This is a genomic window from Pseudomonas sp. LS.1a, assembly GCF_022533585.1.
Lineage (GTDB): Bacteria > Pseudomonadota > Gammaproteobacteria > Pseudomonadales > Pseudomonadaceae > Aquipseudomonas.
This window is the reverse complement of the sequence record NZ_CP092827.1, coordinates 210,678-230,435: the sequence shown is the minus strand read 5'-3', so window position 1 is coordinate 230,435 and position 19,758 is coordinate 210,678. Positions and strand designations below refer to the sequence as shown.

General features: G+C 64.7%; 14 protein-coding genes. 8 read left to right on the top strand and 6 right to left on the bottom strand.

Features of this window, described 5'->3' with window-relative positions; translation table 11 throughout:
• The first annotated feature begins 24 nt into the window (after positions 1-24).
• The 6 genes from MKK04_RS00965 to MKK04_RS00940 all read left to right on the top strand — a co-directional run bounded on the left by MKK04_RS00965 (position 25) and on the right by MKK04_RS00940 (position 6,512).
• Positions 25-1,266 carry an SfnB family sulfur acquisition oxidoreductase gene (locus MKK04_RS00965; protein WP_207833106.1) on the top strand — a complete coding sequence of 414 codons (1,242 nt, stop codon included), beginning with the start codon at positions 25-27 and terminating at the stop codon, positions 1,264-1,266.
• A gap of 141 nt (positions 1,267-1,407) precedes the next feature.
• On the top strand, positions 1,408-2,589 hold the full coding sequence (locus MKK04_RS00960) for an SfnB family sulfur acquisition oxidoreductase (protein WP_207833104.1): 1,182 nt from the start codon (positions 1,408-1,410) through the stop codon (positions 2,587-2,589).
• Complete coding sequence (locus MKK04_RS00955) at positions 2,589-3,974, top strand: LLM class flavin-dependent oxidoreductase (protein WP_207833102.1); 1,386 nt, start codon at positions 2,589-2,591, stop codon at positions 3,972-3,974. Before MKK04_RS00960 ends, MKK04_RS00955 begins: the two co-directional genes overlap by 1 nt.
• Positions 3,967-4,767 (top strand): MetQ/NlpA family ABC transporter substrate-binding protein, encoded by an 801-nt coding sequence (locus tag MKK04_RS00950; RefSeq protein ID WP_063914440.1) that lies wholly within the window; start codon positions 3,967-3,969, stop codon positions 4,765-4,767. Before MKK04_RS00955 ends, MKK04_RS00950 begins: the two co-directional genes overlap by 8 nt.
• Position 4,768: 1 nt before the next feature.
• On the top strand, positions 4,769-5,878 hold the full coding sequence (locus tag MKK04_RS00945) for a methionine ABC transporter ATP-binding protein (RefSeq protein ID WP_241106160.1): 1,110 nt from the start codon (positions 4,769-4,771) through the stop codon (positions 5,876-5,878).
• Positions 5,868-6,512, top strand: a complete 645-nt coding sequence (locus MKK04_RS00940) for a methionine ABC transporter permease (protein WP_008096606.1) — start codon at positions 5,868-5,870, stop codon at positions 6,510-6,512. The genes MKK04_RS00945 and MKK04_RS00940 overlap by 11 nt, the downstream gene beginning before the upstream one ends.
• 93 nt (positions 6,513-6,605) lie before the next feature.
• On the opposite strand, the gene dibA is transcribed toward MKK04_RS00940, so the two are convergent.
• A complete protein-coding gene (gene dibA / locus MKK04_RS00935) occupies positions 6,606-8,501 on the bottom strand; it encodes a phosphodiesterase DibA (RefSeq protein ID WP_233688053.1) in 1,896 nt (631 codons plus the stop codon).
• Between the two features lie 146 nt (positions 8,502-8,647).
• Here dibA and desA point away from each other — a divergent pair, with 146 nt between their 5' ends.
• The gene (gene desA, locus MKK04_RS00930; RefSeq protein ID WP_241106159.1) at positions 8,648-9,832 is read left to right on the top strand and encodes a delta-9 fatty acid desaturase DesA; all 1,185 of its coding nucleotides are present in this window, start codon (positions 8,648-8,650) and stop codon (positions 9,830-9,832) included.
• A 100-nt stretch (positions 9,833-9,932) separates the two neighbouring features.
• On the top strand, positions 9,933-10,961 hold the full coding sequence (locus MKK04_RS00925; protein ID WP_241106158.1) for a GGDEF domain-containing protein: 1,029 nt from the start codon (positions 9,933-9,935) through the stop codon (positions 10,959-10,961).
• Between the two features lie 85 nt (positions 10,962-11,046).
• Here MKK04_RS00925 and MKK04_RS00920 read toward each other — a convergent pair whose 3' ends face one another.
• The 5 genes from MKK04_RS00920 to MKK04_RS00900 all read right to left on the bottom strand — a co-directional run bounded on the left by MKK04_RS00920 (position 11,047) and on the right by MKK04_RS00900 (position 19,751).
• Complete coding sequence (locus MKK04_RS00920; protein ID WP_241106157.1) at positions 11,047-12,306, bottom strand: response regulator; 1,260 nt, start codon at positions 12,304-12,306, stop codon at positions 11,047-11,049.
• A gap of 136 nt (positions 12,307-12,442) precedes the next feature.
• Entirely contained in the window at positions 12,443-13,720 is a 1,278-nt protein-coding gene (gabT, locus tag MKK04_RS00915; protein WP_063914434.1) for a 4-aminobutyrate--2-oxoglutarate transaminase, read from the bottom strand.
• A 183-nt stretch (positions 13,721-13,903) separates the two neighbouring features.
• On the bottom strand, positions 13,904-15,346 hold the full coding sequence (gabD, locus tag MKK04_RS00910; RefSeq protein WP_015268576.1) for an NADP-dependent succinate-semialdehyde dehydrogenase: 1,443 nt from the start codon (positions 15,344-15,346) through the stop codon (positions 13,904-13,906).
• A gap of 338 nt (positions 15,347-15,684) precedes the next feature.
• The gene (locus tag MKK04_RS00905; RefSeq protein WP_241106156.1) at positions 15,685-17,361 is read right to left on the bottom strand and encodes an aryl-sulfate sulfotransferase; all 1,677 of its coding nucleotides are present in this window, start codon (positions 17,359-17,361) and stop codon (positions 15,685-15,687) included.
• Positions 17,362-17,378: 17 nt separating this feature from the next.
• Positions 17,379-19,751, bottom strand: a complete 2,373-nt coding sequence (locus MKK04_RS00900) for a TonB-dependent receptor (RefSeq protein WP_442964549.1) — start codon at positions 19,749-19,751, stop codon at positions 17,379-17,381.
• Positions 19,752-19,758 lie beyond the last annotated feature (7 nt).

The window sequence follows — 19,758 nt, the reverse complement described above, 5'->3', positions numbered from 1 at the left end:
GAGTGCAGCCAAGGAGCGGTACTGATGTCCAGCCAAGCCAATACCCAGTTCCACAGCGATCTCGACAGCTCGCCCCTGCTGCTGCCGGCCAAGGTACTGCGCAACGACGCCGAAGCCCTGCAAGCGGCCCGCGAACTGGCTGAGGTCGCCCGCGAGCAGGCAGCCCGCCGCGACCAGCAACGCAAGCTGCCATGGGCCGAAATCGAACTGTTCACCCGCAGCGGCCTGGGCAGCATCAGCGTACCGAAGGCCCACGGTGGCCCCGATGTGTCGTTCGAGACCGTGGCCGAAGTGTTCCGCCTGATCAGCGCCGCCGACCCGGCCCTGGGGCAAATCCCGCAGAACCAGTTCGGCATGCTGCAACTGCTGCGCCTGACCGCCACCGAGGCACAGCAGGCGGTAATCTTCCGCAGCGTGCTCGACGGCTGGCGCATCGGCAATGCCGGCCCCGAGCGCGGCACCAAGGACACCCTGACTCTCAAGGCCAGGATCACCCGCGTCGGTGACAGCTATCGCATCAGCGGTGAGAAGTTCTATTCCACCGGTGCCCTGTTCGCCCACTGGGTGGCGGTCAAGGCACTGGACGACGAAGGCCGCCAGCGCCTGGCGTTCGTACGCCGGGGCAGCCCGGGGCTGCGCATCGTCGATGACTGGTCGGGGTTCGGCCAGCGCACCACTGCCAGCGGCACCGTACTGCTCGACCAGGTACCGGTGGATGCCGACCTGGTGATCGACAACTGGCGCCAGCGCGACACTCCCAACATCCAGGGCGCGGCCTCGCAGCTGATCCAGGCGGCGATCGATGCCGGCATTGCCGAAGCGGCGATCGAAGATGCCATCAGTTTCGTGCGCGAAAAGGCCCGGCCATGGATCGAGGCCAAGGTCGACCGCGCCAGCGACGACCCCTATGTAATCGCCGACATTGGCCGCCTGAAGCTCGAGCTGCACGCCGCCGAAGCGCTGCTGCGCAAGGCCGCGCGGGTCCTCGACGAGGTCAATGCCGCGCCGATCGATGCAGCAAGCGCGGCGCGAGCCTCGATCGCGGTGGCCGAGGCCAAGGTGCTGACTACCGAGATTGCCCTGCAGGCCAGCGAGAAGCTGTTCGAGCTGGCCGGCAGCCGCGCCACCCTCGCCGAGTTCAACCTCGACCGCCACTGGCGCAATGCCCGGGTGCACACCCTGCATGACCCGGTGCGCTGGAAGTACCACGCGGTCGGCGCTTACCACCTTAACGGCACCTTGCCAGCGCGGCATTCCTGGATCTGACTTGCTGCCTTTGGGGCTGCTGCGCAGCCCTTCGCGGGCTCGCCCGCTCCCACAGGATAACCACCGCCAGAACAGGCATCACTTTACCTGTGGGAGCGGGCGAGCCCGCGAAGGGCCGCGCAGCGGCCCCCGGAGAACACCATGACTACAAGCATCATTACCGACGACACCCAAGCCCTGAACGTTGCCGAAGAAGTCGCCCAACAACTGCGCCGCGACAGCGCCCTGCGCGACCGCGAACGCCGCCTGCCACACACCGAGCTCGAGCTGTTCACCCGCTCCGGCCTGTGGGCCATCAGCGTGCCCAAGGCCTTCGGTGGCGCCGGCGTGTCCAACGTCACCCTGGCCAAGGTCATCGCCCGCATCGCCCAGGCCGACGGCTCCCTCGGCCAGATCCCGCAAAACCATTTCTACGCCCTGGAAGTACTCCGGGTAAACGGCACGCCCGAACAGCAACAGCGCCTGTACGCCGAAGTACTGGCGGGCAAGCGCTTCGGCAACGCCCTGGCCGAACTGGGCACCAAGACCGCCAACGAGCGCACCACCCGCCTGACCCGCGACGGCGATGGCTTTCGCATCAATGGCCGCAAGTTCTACGCCACCGGCGCCATCTACGCCCAGCGCATTCCCACATCGGTGGTCGATGAGCATGGCGTACAGCACCTGGCCTTCGTCCCGGCCGACAGCAAGGGCCTGCAGGTGATCGACGACTGGAGCGGCTTCGGCCAGCGCACCACCGGCAGCGGCTCGGTGGTGTTCGACAACGTATACGTCAGCGCCGCCGACGTGGTGCCCTTCCAGAGCGCCTTCGAACGCCCCACCCCGGTCGGCCCGCTGGCGCAGATCCTTCATGCTGCCATCGACACCGGCATCGCCCGCGCCGCCTTTGATGATGCCCTGCACTTCGTGCGCACCCGCAGCCGCCCCTGGGTCGACTCCGGCCTGGACAAAGCCAGCGATGACCCGCTGACGTTGAAGAGTTTCGGCCACCTGGCGATCCGCCTGCATGCCGCCGAAGCCTTGCTGGAGCGTGCCGGTGAATACCTGGACCGTGCCCGCGACGACAGCACTGCCGACAACGTGGCAGCCGCATCCATCGCGGTGGCCGAGGCCCGCGCCATCAGCACCGAAATTTCCCTCGCAGCCGGCACCACCCTGTTCGAACTGGGCGGTAGCCAGGCCACCCTGGCCGAACACAACCTCGACCGCCACTGGCGCAACGCCCGCGTGCACACCCTGCACGACCCGGTGCGCTGGAAGTACCACGCCATCGGCAACTACTACCTCAACGATGCCAACCCACCACGCCGGGGGACTATCTGATGGCCAGGCAGATCCTGCTCAATGCCTTCAACATGAACTGCGTCGGGCACATCAACCACGGCCTGTGGACCCACCCACGGGACACCTCGACCCAGTACAAGACCCTGGACTACTGGACCAGCCTGGCGCGCCTGCTGGAGCGCGGCCTGTTCGACGGGCTGTTCATCGCCGACATCGTCGGCACCTACGACATCTACGGCCAGTCGCTGGACGTCACCCTCAAGGAGTCGATCCAGCTGCCGGTCAACGACCCGCTGCTGCTGGTCTCGGCCATGGCCGCCGTCACCCGCCACCTGGGTTTCGGTCTCACCGCCAACCTCACCTACGAGGCGCCGTACCTGTTCGCCCGGCGCCTTTCCACCCTGGACCACCTGAGCAATGGCCGGGTGGGCTGGAACATCGTCACCGGCTACCTCGACAGCGCCGCCCGGGCCATGGGCCTGGCGCAGCAACCGGAGCATGACCGCCGCTACGACCAGGCCGACGAGTACCTGCAGGTGCTGTACAAGCTGCTGGAAGGCAGCTGGGCCGACGATGCCGTGGTCGCCGACCGCCAGCAGCGCGTCTATGCCAGGCCCGACAAGGTGCGCAAGATCCACCATCAGGGCGAGTTCTACAAGGTCGACGGCTACCATCTGTGCGAACCCTCGCCGCAGCGTACCCCGGTACTGTTCCAGGCCGGCAGCTCGCAGCGTGGTCTGGCCTTCGCCGGCAACCATGCCGAATGCGTGTTCATCAGTGGCCAGGACAAGGCCGCCACCCGTGCCCAGGTCGACAAGGTGCGCGCCGCCGCCCAGGCCGCTGGCCGTGACCCGCAGGCGGTCAAGGTGTTCATGGGCATCACGGTGATCGTCGCCGCCACCGAGCAGCAGGCCCAGGCCAGGCACGCCGAGTACCTGCGCCACGCCAGCGCCGAGGCCGGGGTCGCGCACTTCGCCGCGTCCACCGGCATCGACTTCGCCGCCTACGCGCTGGACGAGCCGATTGCCTTCAGCCAGGGCAACGCCATCCAGTCCGCCACGCGCCAGTTGCAGGACAACGCCTGGACCCGCCGGCGCCTGCTGCAGCAGCACGCCCTGGGTGGCCGCTACGTGACCCTGGTCGGCGCGCCCGAACAGGTGGCCGAGCAGCTGATCGCCTGGATCGATGAAACCGGCCTGGACGGTTTCAACCTGACCCGCACCGTTACCCCGGAAAGCTTCGAGGACTTCATCGACCTGGTCATCCCGCAGTTGCAACAGCGTGGCCGCTACAAGACCGCCTACGCCGAAGGCACCCTGCGCGAAAAACTGTTCCAGGCCGACCACCCGCACCTGCCTGCCGACCACCCTGGCTCGGCTTACCGCTATACCTCTACCCCGACTGGAGCCCTGCACCATGCTTGATAAACTGTTCCGGCCCGTCGCGGCCATTGCCCTCACCCTCGGCCTGTCCGCCAGCGCCCTGGCTGCCGAACCGCTGAAGATCGGCACCACCGCCGCATTTGCCATCCCGCTGGAAGCCGCAGTGGAAGAAGCGCACAAGCAAGGCCTGGAAGTGAAGCTGGTCGAGTTCAGCGACTGGATCGCGCCCAATGTCAGCCTCAACAGCGGCGACATCGACGTGAACTACTTCCAGCACATCCCGTTCCTGGAAAACGCCAAGGCGGCGGCGGGCTTCAACCTGGTGCCCTACGCCCCGGGCATCATCAACAACGTCGGCCTGTACTCGAAAAAGTACAAAAGCTTCGCCGACCTGCCCGAAGGCGCCAGCGTGGCCATCGCCAACGACCCGATCAACAGCGGCCGTGGCCTGCAGTTGCTGGCCAAGGCCGGGCTGATCACCCTCAAGCCGGGGGTCGGCTACAAGGCCACCGAGGACGACATCGTCGCCAACCCGAAGAAGCTGAAAATTCTTCAGGTGGAGGCCGTGCAACTGGTACGTGCCTATGACGACGCCGACCTGGTGCAGGGCTACCCGGCCTACATCCGCCTGGCCAACAGCTTCGACGCAGGCTCGGCCCTGCTGTTCGACGGCCTGGAGAACAAGGAGTACGTGATCCAGTTCGTCATTCGCCCGCAAAGCAAGGACGATCCGCGCCTGGCCAGGTTCGTCGACATCTACCAGCACTCGCCAGCGGTGCGCGCAGCCCTGGACAAAGCCCACGGCAAGCTTTACCAGGCCGGTTGGGAGGGCTGACATGAGCCAGGCCAGCGCGCTCCGGGCGCCCACCTTACAACCACTGCCGTCAACGGCCAGGGAGCAGGCCCTGCGCCCGGAGGTCAATGAAGCCCACGTGCGCTTCATCGGCCTGGGCAAGACCTACCCGGGCCAGGCGCAACCGGCCTTGCAAGGCATCGACCTGAACATCCGCCGTGGCGAGATCTTCGGCATCATCGGCCGCAGCGGCGCCGGCAAGTCATCATTGCTGCGCACCATCAACCGCCTGGAACAACCCAGCCAGGGCCGGGTGTTGATCGACCAGGTGGACATCGCACCCTTCGACGAGGACCACCTGGTGGCCCTGCGCCGGCGCATCGGCATGATCTTCCAGCACTTCAACCTGATGTCGGCCAAGACCGTGTGGCAGAACGTCGAGCTGCCCCTGAAGGTGGCCGGCGTGGCCAAGGCCGAACGCCAGCGCAAGTTACGCCAACTGCTGGAACTGGTCGGCCTGCAGGAAAAGCACCACGTTTACCCGGCGCAGCTGTCCGGCGGGCAGAAGCAGCGCGTGGGCATTGCCCGGGCGCTGGTGCATGACCCCGAGATTCTGCTGTGCGACGAGGCCACCTCGGCGCTGGACCCGGAAACCACCGCTTCCATTCTCGAACTGCTGCGCGACATCAACCAGCGCCTGGGCCTGACCATTGTGCTGATCACCCACGAGATGGCGGTAATCCGCGATATCTGCCACCGGGTGGTGGTGCTGGAACGCGGAGAAGTGGTCGAGCAGGGCGAGGTCTGGCGGGTGTTTGGCTCACCACGCCACGAGGTCACCCGCACCTTGCTCGCGCCGTTGCAAGCCAGGTTGCCAGCCGCGCTGCAAGCCAGCCTGCGGGCCAGCCCGGCGAGCCGCGACAGTGCTGTGGTGCTGAGGCTGACCCTGCTCGGCGAGCCCGAACTGTCTGCCCTGTTCAACGACCTTGGTGGCCGCGTGCACCTGCTGCAGGGCGGTGTGGAAACCATTGGTGAGCATGCCCTCGGGCAGCTGATCCTGTCGGTGCAGCACTCGCCGCACGACCCCCATCAATTGCTGGAACGCGCCCGCCGCTGGGCGGAGGACGTGGAGGTACTGGGCCATGTGGTTTGATCGCCTGCTGGAAGGTTTGCTCGATACCCTGCTGATGGTCGGCGTGTCGTCGCTGATCGCCCTGCTGGTGGGGGTACCGATGGCGGTGCTGCTGGTCACCAGCGACAAGGGTGGGATCTTCGAGGCACCGCTGCTGAACCGGGTGCTGGGCGCCTTCGTCAACCTGTTCCGCTCGATCCCGTTCCTGATCCTGATGGTCGCGCTGATCCCCTTTACCCGCCTGGTGGTGGGCACCACCTACGGCGTGTGGGCGGCGGTGGTACCGCTGACCATTGCCGCCACGCCGTTCTTCGCGCGGATTGCCGAGGTCAGCCTGCGTGAAGTCGACCACGGCCTGGTGGAAGCTGCGCAAGCCATGGGCTGCCGGCGCTGGCACATCGTCTGGCATGTGCTGCTGCCCGAGGCGCTGCCAGGGATCGTGGGGGGCTTCACCATTACCCTGGTGACCCTGATCAATTCCTCGGCCATGGCCGGAGCGATCGGTGCCGGGGGCCTGGGGGATATCGCCTACCGCTATGGCTACCAGCGCTTCGACAGCCAGATCATGCTGACCGTGATCGCCATGCTGGTGGCGCTGGTGGCGTTGATCCAGCTCGGTGGCGACCGGTTGGCGAAAGGCCTGAACAAGCGTTGAATTCTTCGCGGGCACGCCCGCTCCCACAGGTACTGCACAAGGTTTGAATACAACGATATCCCTGTGGGAGCGGGCATGCCCGCGAAGGGGCCTTCAACCCCAGCGAAGATCCCCGGCAGGCACCGGTCGCCCGAACCAGTAGCCCTGCCCCAGCTGACACAGCTCCTGCAGCAGGAAGCTGGCCTGCTCTGCCTGCTCGATGCCCTCGGCATGCACCTGCATGCCCATGCTGCGGGCCAGGGCGATGATCACCCGGACGATCGCGATGTCGTCCTCATCCAGCGGCAACCCGGCAACGAAGCCCTGGTCGATCTTCAGCTTCTGCACCGGCAAGCGCTTTAGGCGCAACAACGATGAATACCCGGTGCCGAAGTCGTCGATGGCCAGGGTCACCCCCAGTTCACGCAGGCGATGCAACTGCTCCAGCGCCACGTCCGGGTCTTCCATCACCGCGCTCTCTGTCACCTCCAGCTCCAGCAAGGCCGGGGCCAGGCCGGTGTCGTGCAGCGCTTCGGCCACCTGCTGGTACAACTCGTGCTGGCCAAACAGGCGGCTGGAAATGTTCACCGCCACAAAGGCCAGCTGCCGGCCTTCGCCCTGCCATTGCACCATCTGCCGACACGCCTGGCGCAATACCCAGGTGTCGATCTCGGCAATCAGCCCGGTGCGCTCGGCAATCGGGATGAATTCACCTGGCGGTACCAGGCCGCGCTGGGGGTGCTGCCAACGCACCAGGGCCTCGACGCCGACCTGGCGGCCGGTCGCCAGGTCGTGCACCGGCTGGTAGAACACTCGCAGCTCGTCCTGCTCCAGGGCCCGGCGCAGCTCGCCGGCAGTTTCGACCCGGTGCTGGGCGTGGGCAGTCAGCTCTTCGGTGTACAACGCATAGCAGGCTCGCCCGCTGCTCTTGGCCTTGTACAAAGCCGAGTCGGCGTTGCGCAGCAACTGCTCGGCACTCAAGGCATCGCTTGGGAACAGGCTGATGCCTGCGCTGACACTGATGAACAGGCGGTTGCCGTCGAACAGAAATGGCTCGCGCATGCGCTCGATGATGCCCTGCGCCAGCTTGCCCGCCTGGCCGACCTCCTGGCAGTTCTCCGCCAGCACGCCATATTCGTCGCCCCCCAGACGCGCCAGAGTCACGCCGCTGCCCAGCACTTCACCCAGGCGCTCGCCGACCAGCTTCAGCAACTGGTCGCCGATGGTGTGGCCAAGGCCGTCGTTGATACTCTGAAAGTGGTCCAGGTCCAGTAACAGCAGGGCACAACCGCGCTTGTTGGCCTGGGCTGCGGCCAGGGCCTGCTCGACCCGGTCCGTGAACAGCAGGCGGTTGGGCAGACCGGTCAGCGGGTCGTGGTGGGCCAGGTAGGCCAGTTCCTGTTCCGAATGCTTGATCGCGCTGATGTCGCTGAACACTGCCACGTAATGGCTGAGCTCACCTTCGTCGTCGTGAATGGCACAAATGGTCTGCCACTGTGGGTAGATTTCGCCGCTCTTGCGCCGGTTCCAGATTTCACCGCTCCACTCGCCGCTTTCCGCCAGGGTGGCGAAGATCTGCTGATAGAACGCCAGGCCATGGCGGCCCGATTTGAACTTGCTCGGGCGCTGGCCGATGACCTCGTCCTGCTGATAGCCGGTAATACGCATGAAGGCACGGTTGACGTGCACGATCAGGCCCTGGCGGTCGGTCACCAGCACGCCCTCGAGGGTGCTGTCGAACACGGCGGCAGCCATACGCAGCCGTTCGCGGTCTTCGCAACGCAAACGCGCGCCACGGCCGATGAAATTGAGCAGGCGCACCCGCGACACATAGATCAGCAAGGCACTGAACAGCACCCAGACCACCACGTTGATCTGCCGGCCCACATTCAGAGCCAGAGGGTCGTCAGTCATGCCGCGCAGCACCACCTCGGCCAGCGTCAGCCAGAGGATCGAGAGCACCACATACAGCGCAGCCATGCGCAAGGCGTCGCGAACGGAAACAGACATGTCGGGTGCAATTGCCCATAGAAAGTGATGGGGCATTATAAAGGCTGAAACATGTCGTGACCTCCTATCTGAACGGGTGACTGTATTTATTTCCCGCCCAAGGGATAATCAGCCCCTCCTCCTGCATTCCGAGGGTATTTACACCTATGTGGTACAACGGCCTGCTCGACTTGTCGGCCTGGCAACTGGTCGGCATCACCCTGTTGATGACCCACGTGACCATCGTCAGCGTCACGGTCTACCTGCACCGCTACTCCGCGCACCGGGCCCTGGAACTCAATGGCGCGCTCAAGCACTTCTTCCGTTTCTGGCTGTGGCTGACCACGGCACAGAACACCCGCGAATGGACCGCCGTGCACCGCAAGCACCATGCCAAATGCGAAACCCCCGATGATCCGCACAGCCCGCTGTACAAGGGCCTGGGCACGGTGCTGCGCAAAGGCGCCGAGCTTTACCGGGAAGAGGCACGCAACCCCGAAACCCTGCGCATCTACGGCAAGAACTGCCCGGACGACTGGATCGAGCGCAACCTCTACTCGCGCTACAAGCTGGGCGGCATCGCACTGATGGCGGTGATCGACCTGCTGCTGTTCGGCACCATCGGCATCACTATCTGGGCGGTGCAGATGATGTGGATTCCGTTCTGGGCCGCCGGCGTGGTCAACGGCCTGGGCCACGCCCTCGGCTACCCCAACTTCGAGTGCCGCGACGCCGCCACCAACCTGGTGCCGTGGGGCATCGTCATCGGTGGTGAAGAGCTGCACAACAACCACCACACCTACCCCAACTCGGCCAAGCTGTCGGTCAAGCGCTGGGAGTTCGACATGGGTTGGGCGTGGATCCGCCTGTTCTGCCTGCTGCGCCTGGCCAAGGTGCAGCGCGTGGCCCCCATCGCCCACCGGGTGGCCGGCAAGGCCAGCCTGGACATGGACACTGCCATGGCGATCCTCAACAACCGCTTCCAGATCATGGCCCAGTACCGCAAGCTGGTGATCGGGCCGCTGGTCAAGCAGGAGCTGGCCCGCGTCGATGCCTCGCTGCGCCACCACTTCCGCCGCGCCAAGCGCCTGTTGTCACGCGAGACCAGCCTGCTGGAAGACCGTCATCATGTGCGCATCGAGTCGATGCTCGCCCACAGCCAGGCGCTGAAGACCATCTACGAAAAACGCCTGGCCCTGCAGCAGATCTGGGCGCGCACCAGCGCCAACGGCCACGACATGCTGGCCGCCATGAAGGACTGGGTACACGAGGCCGAAACCAGCGGCATCCAAGCCCTGCGCGACTTCGCGGCACAACTGAAGACCTACTCCCTGCGCCCGACCGCCGCCTGACCGCCGTTGATCGGCACGCCCCCTTGGCGGGGCGTGCCGCCCGGAACTTCGCCCCTTCGTTTACACTCAAACTCGGCACATCGCCCGCGTGGCGGGCCAGATGCTGGCCGCACGCTTACACGCCGAGACCTGCTCCGTGCACATGGCCAAGAACATTCCAACGACACTGCCTGGCACCCCCCCTCCGGAGGCCGCCCAGACCTTGCTTGCGCTGCTCCACGCCCAGGGCGAGGTTGCCCGCCTGAGCGAGCGCGAGCAGCTGTTCAGCTCCCTGCTCGACAGCGTCAACGCTGTGCTGTGGGCCTTCGACTGGGAAACCCGCCAGGTGCTGTACGTCAGCCCCGCCTACGAGCGCATATTCGGTCGCCCGGCCAGCCTGGTACTGGCTGACTACAACGAGTGGCGCGACAGCATTTACCCCGACGACCTGGAGTTCGCCGAGCGCAGCCTGGCCCAGGTACTGCTGAAAGGTTCGGTGGAAGACCGCGAGTACCGCATCCTCAATGCCGACGGCCAGCTGCGCTGGCTGAGCGACAAGTGCTACATCAACCAGCAACGCGATGGTGACCGGGTGATCATCGTCGGTATCGCCGAAGACATCACCGAGAAGAAGCAGCTCGAAGGCGAACTGCAGCGCCTGGCCACCACCGACGTGCTGACCCAGAGCAGCAACCGCCGTCACTTCTTCGAGTGCGCCCAGCAAGCCTTCGACAGCGCCCGCGAAGACGGTACGCCACTGGCCTTCCTGCTGCTGGACATCGACGACTTCAAGCGCATCAACGACAGCTACGGTCACCAGGAAGGCGACCAGGTGTTGCAGCAAATCGCCGATAGCGGCAAGGCCGTGCTACGGCGTGGTGACCTGTTCGGGCGCATTGGTGGCGAGGAGTTCGCGGCGGTGTTCCCGGGCTGCACTGCCCAGGTGGCGGAACAGATTGCCGAGCGCTTGCAACGGCAGATCCAGCGGCTGAGCTTCAGCCATGGGGAGCAGACTTACGGAGTGACGGTGAGCCAAGGGGTGACCGGCCTGACTGACGAGGATGTGGCACTGGACACCCTGTATGCCCGGGCCGATGCGGCGATGTACCAGGCCAAGCGACAGGGCAAGAACCAGATCGTCCGCGGCTGACTGCCTTACACAGTACTTGCTGGCCTGTACGGTCCTGTGGGAGCGGCCTTGTGTCGCGAAAGGGCTGCAAAGCAGCCCCTGGATCTCAGCTGGAAACCTCGGCCTCGGCTACCGGCGGCTCTTCCTGCGGCTTCACCTCCGGGTTCTCCACCTTACGCAACCGGCTCAGCTCCGGCAGGCCAAGCTTGAGCAGGCGCGCGGTCTTGCTGCTGGCCACCTTCTCCAGCCCCTGCCCAGCCGGCAGCCGCGACAGCTGCCCGGCCAGGTTCATGGCCAGGATCTCCCGCGAGTAAACCCCGCCGCCCAACTGGTAGATCGCCGCGATCAACTCGCGCAATCCCAGCGGTAGCCGCCAACGCGTACGCAACGCCGAGCCAAACGCAGCGCCAAACTCGTTGAGCGACAGCTGAACCTGGTCCTCATCCAGTTCGCCCCCGGCCAGTCGCCATTCCTGCAAGCAGCGCAGCACCGCCAGGTCGCCCAGGCAATGCAGCAGTCCTGCGCAGTAGCAACGCCCCTCATCCAGTTCAAGCATGCGCGCCAAGGTCCGCCCATATTCGGCAGCGTGCAGCGAAAGGTCCCAGTAACGGGCCGCATGCTCGGCCAGCAGCGGGTCGCTGAGGCGTGCGCTGCGCTTGAGGGTCATGCCCAGGATCAGGTTCATGCTCTGGGTGCTGCCAAGCTTGTTCAGGGCCTGCAACAACGTCTGCACCGGTACTTCGCGGTGCAGCGCTGCGCTGTTGGCCGCAGCGATCAGGATGGCGGTGATCTGCGGGTCCTCCTGCACTTCCTCTTCGAGCACCCTCAGGTTCAGGCCGTGGGGGTTGAGCGCGCGCTTGATCGCCACCTGCACATCGGCCAGCAGCGGCCCACCATCGGCGCTGGCTCGGCGCTGTTCCAGATAGGCCGGCAGGCTGGCGCCTGGTTGCAAGGCCGGTGCCGGGCAAGCGATCTCTTCGCCAACCGCCAGCAGCAGCTCTTCCAGACGCTTGCGCAGGTTATCCAGGTCAAGCGGCTTGCTCAGGTAGGCCGTGGGGTGCAGGGGCAGCGCCTCGCGCACACTGGCGCTGTCACTGCGGTTGCTCATGAGGATGAACGGCAAACCCGAGCCTTTGGCGCGCACCTTGCGCAGCAGGTCGAGGCCATCGACGCCGGGCAGCTCGCGGGCGGCGATGATCAGGTCGGGTTTGCTGGACAAGGCACTGAGCGCCTGCGAACCGTCGGCGCAGACCTGCAGGCGGGCATCACAGCGCACGCTGAGCAGCATTTCGCTGAGCATGTCACGTACCCAGGGGTCGCCTTCGACAATCAGCACGCTTGGTGGGGTGGGGTTTGCAGCGCTCATCGCCAACTCCTGAAATTCCCTGACACGCAGTCCGTCGCAGCTTCCTAAGCGAGTCCTGCCACAACGATAGCGCCAGGTGGGATGTCTGGGCACAAAAAAAACCCGCCGAAGCGGGTTTTTTCTGAAGCACATCACATCAGGCGATTTCAGCGAAGCACTCTTCGATGATAGCCAGGCCTTTGTCCAGCAGTGCGTCTTCAGCGGTCAGCGGAACCAGAATACGCAGGACGTTGCCGTAGGTGCCGCAGGACAGCAGGATCAGGCCCTTCTCGCGAGCCTTGGCGACAACCTGGCCAACAGCAGCAGCGTTCGGGGTGTGAGTGCCTTTCTCGAAGACTTCGACAGCGACCATCGAGCCCAGACCACGGACGTCACCGATGATCGGGTACTTCTTCTGGATTTCGCGCAGGCCAGTGGTCAGGCGCTCACCCACAGCTTTGCTGCGGTCCAGCAGTTTCTCTTCTTCGAACACTTCGATCACGGCCAGGGCCGCGGCGCAAGCGATCGGCGAACCGGCGTAGGTGCCGCCCAGGCCGCCCGGAGCGATGGCGTCCATGTACTCGGCCTTGCCGCACACACCGGCCAGCGGGAAGCCGCCAGCGATGGATTTGGCGAAGGTGGTCAGGTCAGGCGCAACGCCCATCTGTTCCATGGCGAAGAAGGTGCCAGTACGGCCAGCGCCGGTCTGTACTTCGTCGGCGATCAGCAGGATGCCGTGCTGGTCGCACAGGGCGCGCAGGCGCTGCATCAGCTCTTTCGGCGCTGGCAGGAAGCCGCCTTCGCCTTGTACCGGCTCGAGGATGATCGCGGCGATGTCGCGCGGCTCGGCGTCGTTCTTGAAGATGCGCTCGACCGAGGCGATGGCGTCGTCAACGCTGATGCCGTGCAGTTCGCTCGGGAACAGGGCGCGGAAGATGCCACCTGGCATCAGGCCCATGCCAGCGGAGTACGGCACGACCTTGCCGGTCAGGCCCAGGGTCATCATGGTACGGCCGTGGTAGCCGCCGGTGAAGGCGATGACGCCAGCGCGGCCAGTGGCGGCACGGGCGATCTTGACGGCGTTTTCAACGGCTTCGGAGCCGGTGGTGACCAGCAGGGTCTTCTTGTCGAAGTTGCCAGGGACCAGCTTGTTGATCTTTTCGCACAGCTCTACATAGGGTTCGTAGGCCAGCACCTGGAAGCAGGTGTGGCTGACCTTGGTCAGCTGCTCTTGCACGGCCGCAACCACTTTCGGGTGCAGGTGGCCGGTGTTCAGTACTGCGATGCCGCCGGCGAAGTCGATCAGTTCGCGGCCTTCAACGTCGATCACGGTCGAGTTCTTCGCGGTATCGACGAAGATCGGGTGGATCTGGCCAACGCCACGTGGGACGGCGGCGACACGACGTTGCATCAAGGATTCGTTGGTCTTGCTCATAATGCCCTCATTGCGCCGGTCTGGAGTGGCGCTTTTATTCGGGGGTGGCTGGGAGTGCTCGCGAACAGTATTCGTTGATCGACTGCCGTGAACGCCCTGGCCACCAGGTACTGCGATGTAAAAAAGGCCAGCGAGACGTCGCTCTCGCGCCCCGCTGGCAGAGGTAAAGCCGTTACCGTGCGATCAGACGCTGATGCACAGGTATTTGATTTCGAGGTAGTCCTCGATACCGTACTTGGAACCTTCGCGGCCCAGGCCCGAAGCCTTGATGCCACCGAACGGTGCTACTTCGTTGGAAATCAGGCCGGTGTTGATACCCACCATGCCGTATTCCAGGGCTTCGGCAACACGGAACACACGGCTCATGTCGCGGGCGTAGAAGTACGAGGCCAGGCCGAACTCGGTGTCGTTGGACATGGCGATGACTTCGGCCTCGTCCTTGAAGCGGAACAGCGGCGCCAGCGGGCCGAAGGTCTCTTCCTTGGCGACGGCAGCGGTCTTCGGTACGTCGACCAGAATGGTCGGCTCGAAGAAGTTGCCTTCGATGATCTTGCCACCGGACAGGACCTTGGCGCCTTTGCCAACGGCGTCTTCGATGTGCTCCTGGACCTTGGCGACAGCCTTGCCGTCGATCAGCGGGCCAGTGGTGGTGCCTTCTTCCAGGCCGTTACCGATCTTCAGCTTGGCAACCGCGGCAGCCAGCTTCTGGGCGAACGCGTCGTAGACGCCGTCCTGCACGTAGATACGGTTGGCGCAGACGCAGGTCTGACCGTTGTTGCGGTACTTGGAGATGATCGCGCCCTCGACCGCCTTGTCCAGATCGGCGTCGTCGAACACGATGAACGGGGCGTTGCCACCCAGCTCCAGGGAAACCTTCTTGATGTCCTTGGCGCATTCTTCCATCAGCTGGCGACCGATTTCGGTCGAGCCGGTGAAGGACAGCTTGCGAACCAGGGAGTTGCCGGTCAGTTCACCGCCAACTTCGCCAGCGCTGCCGGTAACCACGCTCAGCACGCCAGCCGGGATGCCGGCACGGTGGGCCAGTTCGACCAGGGCCAGGGCGGAGTATGGGGTCTGCGAGGCAGGCTTGAGCACCATGGTGCAGCCAGCGGCCAGGGCCGGGCCGGCTTTACGGGTGATCATGGCGGCCGGGAAGTTCCACGGGGTGATGGCCGCGGTAACGCCGATTGGCTGCTTGATGACGATCAGGCGCTTGTCTGGCTGGTGGCCCGGGATGGTGTCACCGTAGACGCGCTTGGCTTCTTCGGCGAACCACTCGATGAACGAAGCGGCGTAGGCGATTTCGCCCTTGGCTTCGGCCAGCGGCTTGCCTTGTTCGGTGGTCATCAGGCGAGCCAGGTCGTCCTGGTTCTCGATCATCAGTTCGAACCAGCGACGCAGCTTGGCCGAACGCTCCTTGGCGGTCAGGGCACGCCAGGCCGGCAGGGCCTTGTCGGCGGCTTCGATGGCGCGGCGGGTTTCCGCGGTGCCCATCTTCGGCACGGTACCGATGACTTCACCAGTGGCCGGGTTGGTGACCTTGATGGTCTGGCCGTTGTCCGCATCCAGCCACTCACCATTGATGTAGGCTTGCTGGCGGAACAACTGAGCGTCTTTGAGCTGCATGTCGGCTTCCCGAATTGTTGATTGTTGAAAAGCGCCCAAGGCAGGGCATCGAGCGTTTGAAATCTCAAACGAATGCTAAGCGGCTGCTGGGGTGTTGGACAATAGGCTGTTCGAAAAAAAGAACGAATGGTTGAACACCCTGGCGGAAATTTCATCATTTGCATAATGGCAACGGGCCTCTTCGCGGGCACGCCCGCTCCCACAAGTACCCCACCGGTTTCGAACTCGGTGCAGTACCTGTGGGAGCGGGCGTGCCTGCGAAGAGGCCAGTACAGGTTAGACGAACGCGCTGAAGGAAATGTGATGGGAGGACCGACGGCCCTCCCGGAAGGGGCGGATCAGAAGGCCTTGGCCAGGTCGATCACCAAGGCGCGGTAACCCACACTGCCCGGCTGTCGGCTGTGCACCTTCAGCTCCACCAGCACCTCCTGGGTCCCGCGCCGCACCTCGTTGAGCACGGTGGTGGTCAGTTTCTCCGGGGTCAGGAAGTTCACCGACGCCGAGTAGATGAACTGGGTGTCGGTCTCCGGCCGGTAGGCCACCACCGAGGTCACCGGGCTGTACCACTCGTCGCCGCGCTCCTTGCCGTATTCCCATACCTGCTCGACCGTGCCCTTGGCCTCGTCGATACGGTACTCCACCGCCCTGCTGTAGTTGCCGGTCAGCCTGGTTGGCGCAAAGTCGCGGCCCCAGCCGTTGTCGAACACGGTCAGCGTGCCTTTGCCGGTCAGCCAGGCGGTATGCTGGGTCCACGACCAGTCGAAGCTTTCGCTCGCCACCGGCGTCAGTACTTTCTTGCGCAGACGCTCAGGCCAGCCTTGGGGCGAGGCGAGAATCCACTTCACCTGCTTGTCGCGGCCTATCTTCACCACGCCCTGATGCCGTGCTGAAACGATGATGCTGTCGTCATCAGCGTCGTAGTCGATGGCATTGACGTGTGCCCAGTTACGCCCGGTGCCCACCCCCGGAGTGTCACCAAAGGGCAAGTCGCCCTCGGCCAGTTCGTTGGCCAGCCGTTCGTCCTGTTTCTGCACCCCGGGCGGCAACTGGATGGCTGCCTTGCCCAAGGTTTCCAGCAGGTCGCCACGGTACGGGTCGAGGATCTGGTTGAGGTCCCAGAAGTCCAGCACATCACCGGCCTCGTTGACCTCGATGATGTGGTCGCGGATCGAGCGCACGCGCTTGCCGTCGGGCCGGCGATAGTCGCTGGTGCCCACCCGCAGCAGGTAGGTGCCATTGGCGGTCTCGCGGATTTCATGGGAGAAATCGGCAAACTTGTCGGGCAGCGTGCGTTGCCAGATGCGCCGGCCCAGCAGGTCGTACTTGGAATAGGTCTGGCCCTGCCCCCAGATCAGCTTGCCGTCGCGGGTCTGCTGGAAGCCCATGGTGCCACCCAGGCCATCACGGCGGTTGGAGTCGTGGATCTGCTCGATGTCCAGGTACCAGCGCACGTCGCCATTGCTGTCGGCGATCCAGTTGTTGCCCACCTGGTCCCATTCCGCCGCACCGCCCTGGGCATTCCACTTGAAGGCACGACCGCCCGGGATGTCCCCCTGCAGGTGGTTGAACAGGTACAGGCGCTTTTCAAAACCTGGCGCTACCTTGACTGGCTGCACCTCAGGCAAGGCGGCGGTCTGCCTGGCCACCACCGGCAGGCGCACCGCTGGTGCGTAGATCTGGTACTGCTCGCGGATACGCTCGCCGTCGAACTTGTAGGTCACTTCCACCTGGTTGACGTGATCCGGGTACAGGCCGAATACCGGGATACCGCCGTAGGTCCACAACGAGCGGTCGGACACCTCGTAGGCAATATCCACACCGCGCTCGCCCCGCCCCAGCACGCGTACGTGCGCGGCACTCAGGCTGCGCCCACCGTCGCGAATGATCGCGGTCAGCGGCGCCAGGCGATACGGGTTGACTACCACGTCGCCGAGCAGCGCCTCGTCACGCTCGGGGACCTTGGCGGTCAGGCAGGCGCCTTCAGGCAATGCAGGGGTTTCGGTCTTGGCATTCATGGCAAAGCTCCTTGTGCTCAGAAGTCGTAACGGGCGGTGGCGCCGAAAGTGCGCGGGGTGCCAAGCACGCCGGCATAGCCACCGTTGGCGGAGTTCCACAGGCTGGTGAAGTAGGTCTTGTCACCGGCGTTCTTCACCCACAGCGACAGGTCGACCACGCCGTCGCCCTGGTCCAGGCGCACACCGGCGGAAAGGTTGACCAGCGCGTAGCTGGGGATCTGGCCGAAATCGGAATCGTCGATGGTGCCCACCGCCTTCGAGCGGAAGGCGTAGCTGGCGGTGACATAGGGTTCGATGTGCTCGCTGGCCTGCCACTTGTACTGGGTGTTCAGGTTGGCGATGTACTTGGAGGCACCGACCACCTGGTGGCCGGACAGGTCGCAGGTGGCAGTGGCATTGGCCAGGCTCACTTCAGGCGGGCACGGGGCGTCCTTGTAGTCTGTGTAACGCACGTCGTTCCACGAGCCGTTGAAGTTGACCGTGAGGCCGCGCACCGGCAGCGCCGTGGCTTCGAACTCCAGGCCACGCGAGCGCACGCTGCCGGCGTTGGCCAGGTACTGCACGCGGTTGATCTGGTCGTAGACGTTGGCCTGGTAGCCATGCACTTCGGCCCAGAACAGGTTGGTATTGAGTTGCAGGCGGTCGTCGAACAGCGAGCTTTTCAAGCCGACTTCGGCGTTGTTGACCCGCTCGGTGCCGACCAGCAGCGAGTCGGTGCCCAGCCGTGGCGCAGCGCCAACGGTAAGGTTGATACCGCCAGACTTCTCGCCGTGGGTCAGGGTGGCGTAGCCCAGCAACTGCTCGTTGAAGCGGTAGCTCAGGCCCAGCAGGCCGGAGGGGCTGAAGCTGTACTGGTTGAGATCACCTGAGTCGTAGGCCCCTACCCGGCCCTGGCGCGCTGCTGCGGCGGCCCCGGTTACTGCTGCGCCACCGGTTGGTGCATCGCGGGTCACCCAGGCGCTCTTTTCTTCGTAGGTGCCGCGAATGCCGGCGGTGAAGTCCAGACGGTCGGTGAGGTGCCAGGTACCCTGGGCAAACAGGGCATAGCTGTCGGTATCGATATGGCCGTTGCCGATGGTGTCGACGTTGGCCAGGGCACCGGCCGGGGTGAGGTTCCAGATGTCCGCCTGCGGCCCGTAGAACGTGAAGGATTTGTTGTCCAGGTCCTGCTTGAAGTAGTACGCGCCCAGCACGTAGTCGAAGGCACCACCGGTGGGTGAGGCCAAACGGATCTCCTGGGAATACTGCTTGTCGCGCACCGATACCCCGGCGCTGTAGAACACCGGCACGTTGAGGCCGTCATCGTTGCGCGGGGTGAAGTCCCACCAGCGGTAGGCGGTGATCGAGGTCAGGGTGAAGTCGTTGGGCAAGGTCCAGTTGGCCTCCACCGAGGTACCGCCCTGGAACACCGTCACTTGCTGGTCGGCGTCGAAGTTGACCTTGCGGTGCTTGCCCGACACCAGCGTCGCGCCAGCCTGGGCGGCCAGGCTTTCGTAGCGGTTGACGCCATTGATGGTCGGCCCGGTGCTGTACAGGCTGAGGATGCCATTGTCGGAATCTTCTTCGTTGTATTCGCCGATCCAGCGCAGGTTGAAGGTTTCGCTCGGCTTGAACAGCAGCTGGGTACGAAAGCCCTGGCGCTTGCCGCCGTTGAGGTCGTCGCCGTTGTGGACGTTCTTCACATAGCCGTCGTCCTCGGTGCGATAAGCGCTGATGCGCCCGGCCAGCGTGTCGCTGATCGGCCCCGAGAAGCTGCCTTGGGTTTGCAGGTAGCCGTCTTCACCAATCGACTGCTGGATGCTGCCCTCGCGGTGGAAGGTGGGCTTGCGCGTGGTGATGTTGAGCACGCCGGCGGTGGTGTTCTTGCCGAACAGCGTGCCTTGCGGGCCGCGCAGCACTTCCAGTTGCTCCACATCCAGCAGGTCGAACACCGCCATGCCGGGGCGGCCGAGGTAGACGTTGTCCAGGTAGATGCCGACGCTGCCTTCCAGGCCATCGCTGGCCGGGTTGTTGCCCAGACCACGGATCGAGATGCTCGACTGGCGGGCATGAACGTAAGCGACGTTGGTGCTGGGCACCAGTTGCTGCAGGTCCTGCACGCGGTAGATGCGCTGGCTTTCCAGGGTTTCGCTGTCGAGCACGCTGATCGGCGTGGGCACGCTTTGCGCGGTTTCTTCGCGGCGGCGGGCGTTGACCGTGACAGTGCCGAGCTTGGCTTCCTGCTCCACCGCCGGGGTGGCACTGACCGGCTCTTCGGCGAAGCTGGCAGAGGACGCCGCCAGCAGTACGCCGGCAGCCAAGGGTTGCAAGGTGAAACGCGACGCGCGCGCAGGCCAACGGGAAACTCCGGACATGCAAATGCTCCTTGAGGCATGGGCCCTGGCGAGCATTTCCGTT

Bases quoted from the DNA above. Each gene is read 5' to 3' on its own strand.
- MKK04_RS00955 (WP_207833102.1), top strand. From the start codon at position 2,589: ATGGCCAGGCAGATCCTGCTCAATGCCTTCAACATGAACTGCGTCGGG.
- dibA (WP_233688053.1), bottom strand. From the start codon at position 8,501: ATGTCTGTTTCCGTTCGCGACGCCTTGCGCATGGCTGCGCTGTATGTG.
- MKK04_RS00950 (WP_063914440.1), top strand. From the start codon at position 3,967: ATGCTTGATAAACTGTTCCGGCCCGTCGCGGCCATTGCCCTCACCCTC.
- MKK04_RS00960 (WP_207833104.1), top strand. From the start codon at position 1,408: ATGACTACAAGCATCATTACCGACGACACCCAAGCCCTGAACGTTGCC.
- gabT (WP_063914434.1), bottom strand. From the start codon at position 13,720: ATGAGCAAGACCAACGAATCCTTGATGCAACGTCGTGTCGCCGCCGTC.
- gabD (WP_015268576.1), bottom strand. From the start codon at position 15,346: ATGCAGCTCAAAGACGCTCAGTTGTTCCGCCAGCAAGCCTACATCAAT.
- MKK04_RS00965 (WP_207833106.1), top strand. From the start codon at position 25: ATGTCCAGCCAAGCCAATACCCAGTTCCACAGCGATCTCGACAGCTCG.
- desA (WP_241106159.1), top strand. From the start codon at position 8,648: ATGTGGTACAACGGCCTGCTCGACTTGTCGGCCTGGCAACTGGTCGGC.
- MKK04_RS00925 (WP_241106158.1), top strand. From the start codon at position 9,933: ATGCTGGCCGCACGCTTACACGCCGAGACCTGCTCCGTGCACATGGCC.
- MKK04_RS00900 (WP_442964549.1), bottom strand. From the start codon at position 19,751: ATGCTCGCCAGGGCCCATGCCTCAAGGAGCATTTGCATGTCCGGAGTT.
- MKK04_RS00945 (WP_241106160.1), top strand. From the start codon at position 4,769: ATGAGCCAGGCCAGCGCGCTCCGGGCGCCCACCTTACAACCACTGCCG.
- MKK04_RS00905 (WP_241106156.1), bottom strand. From the start codon at position 17,361: ATGAATGCCAAGACCGAAACCCCTGCATTGCCTGAAGGCGCCTGCCTG.
- MKK04_RS00920 (WP_241106157.1), bottom strand. From the start codon at position 12,306: ATGAGCGCTGCAAACCCCACCCCACCAAGCGTGCTGATTGTCGAAGGC.
- MKK04_RS00940 (WP_008096606.1), top strand. From the start codon at position 5,868: ATGTGGTTTGATCGCCTGCTGGAAGGTTTGCTCGATACCCTGCTGATG.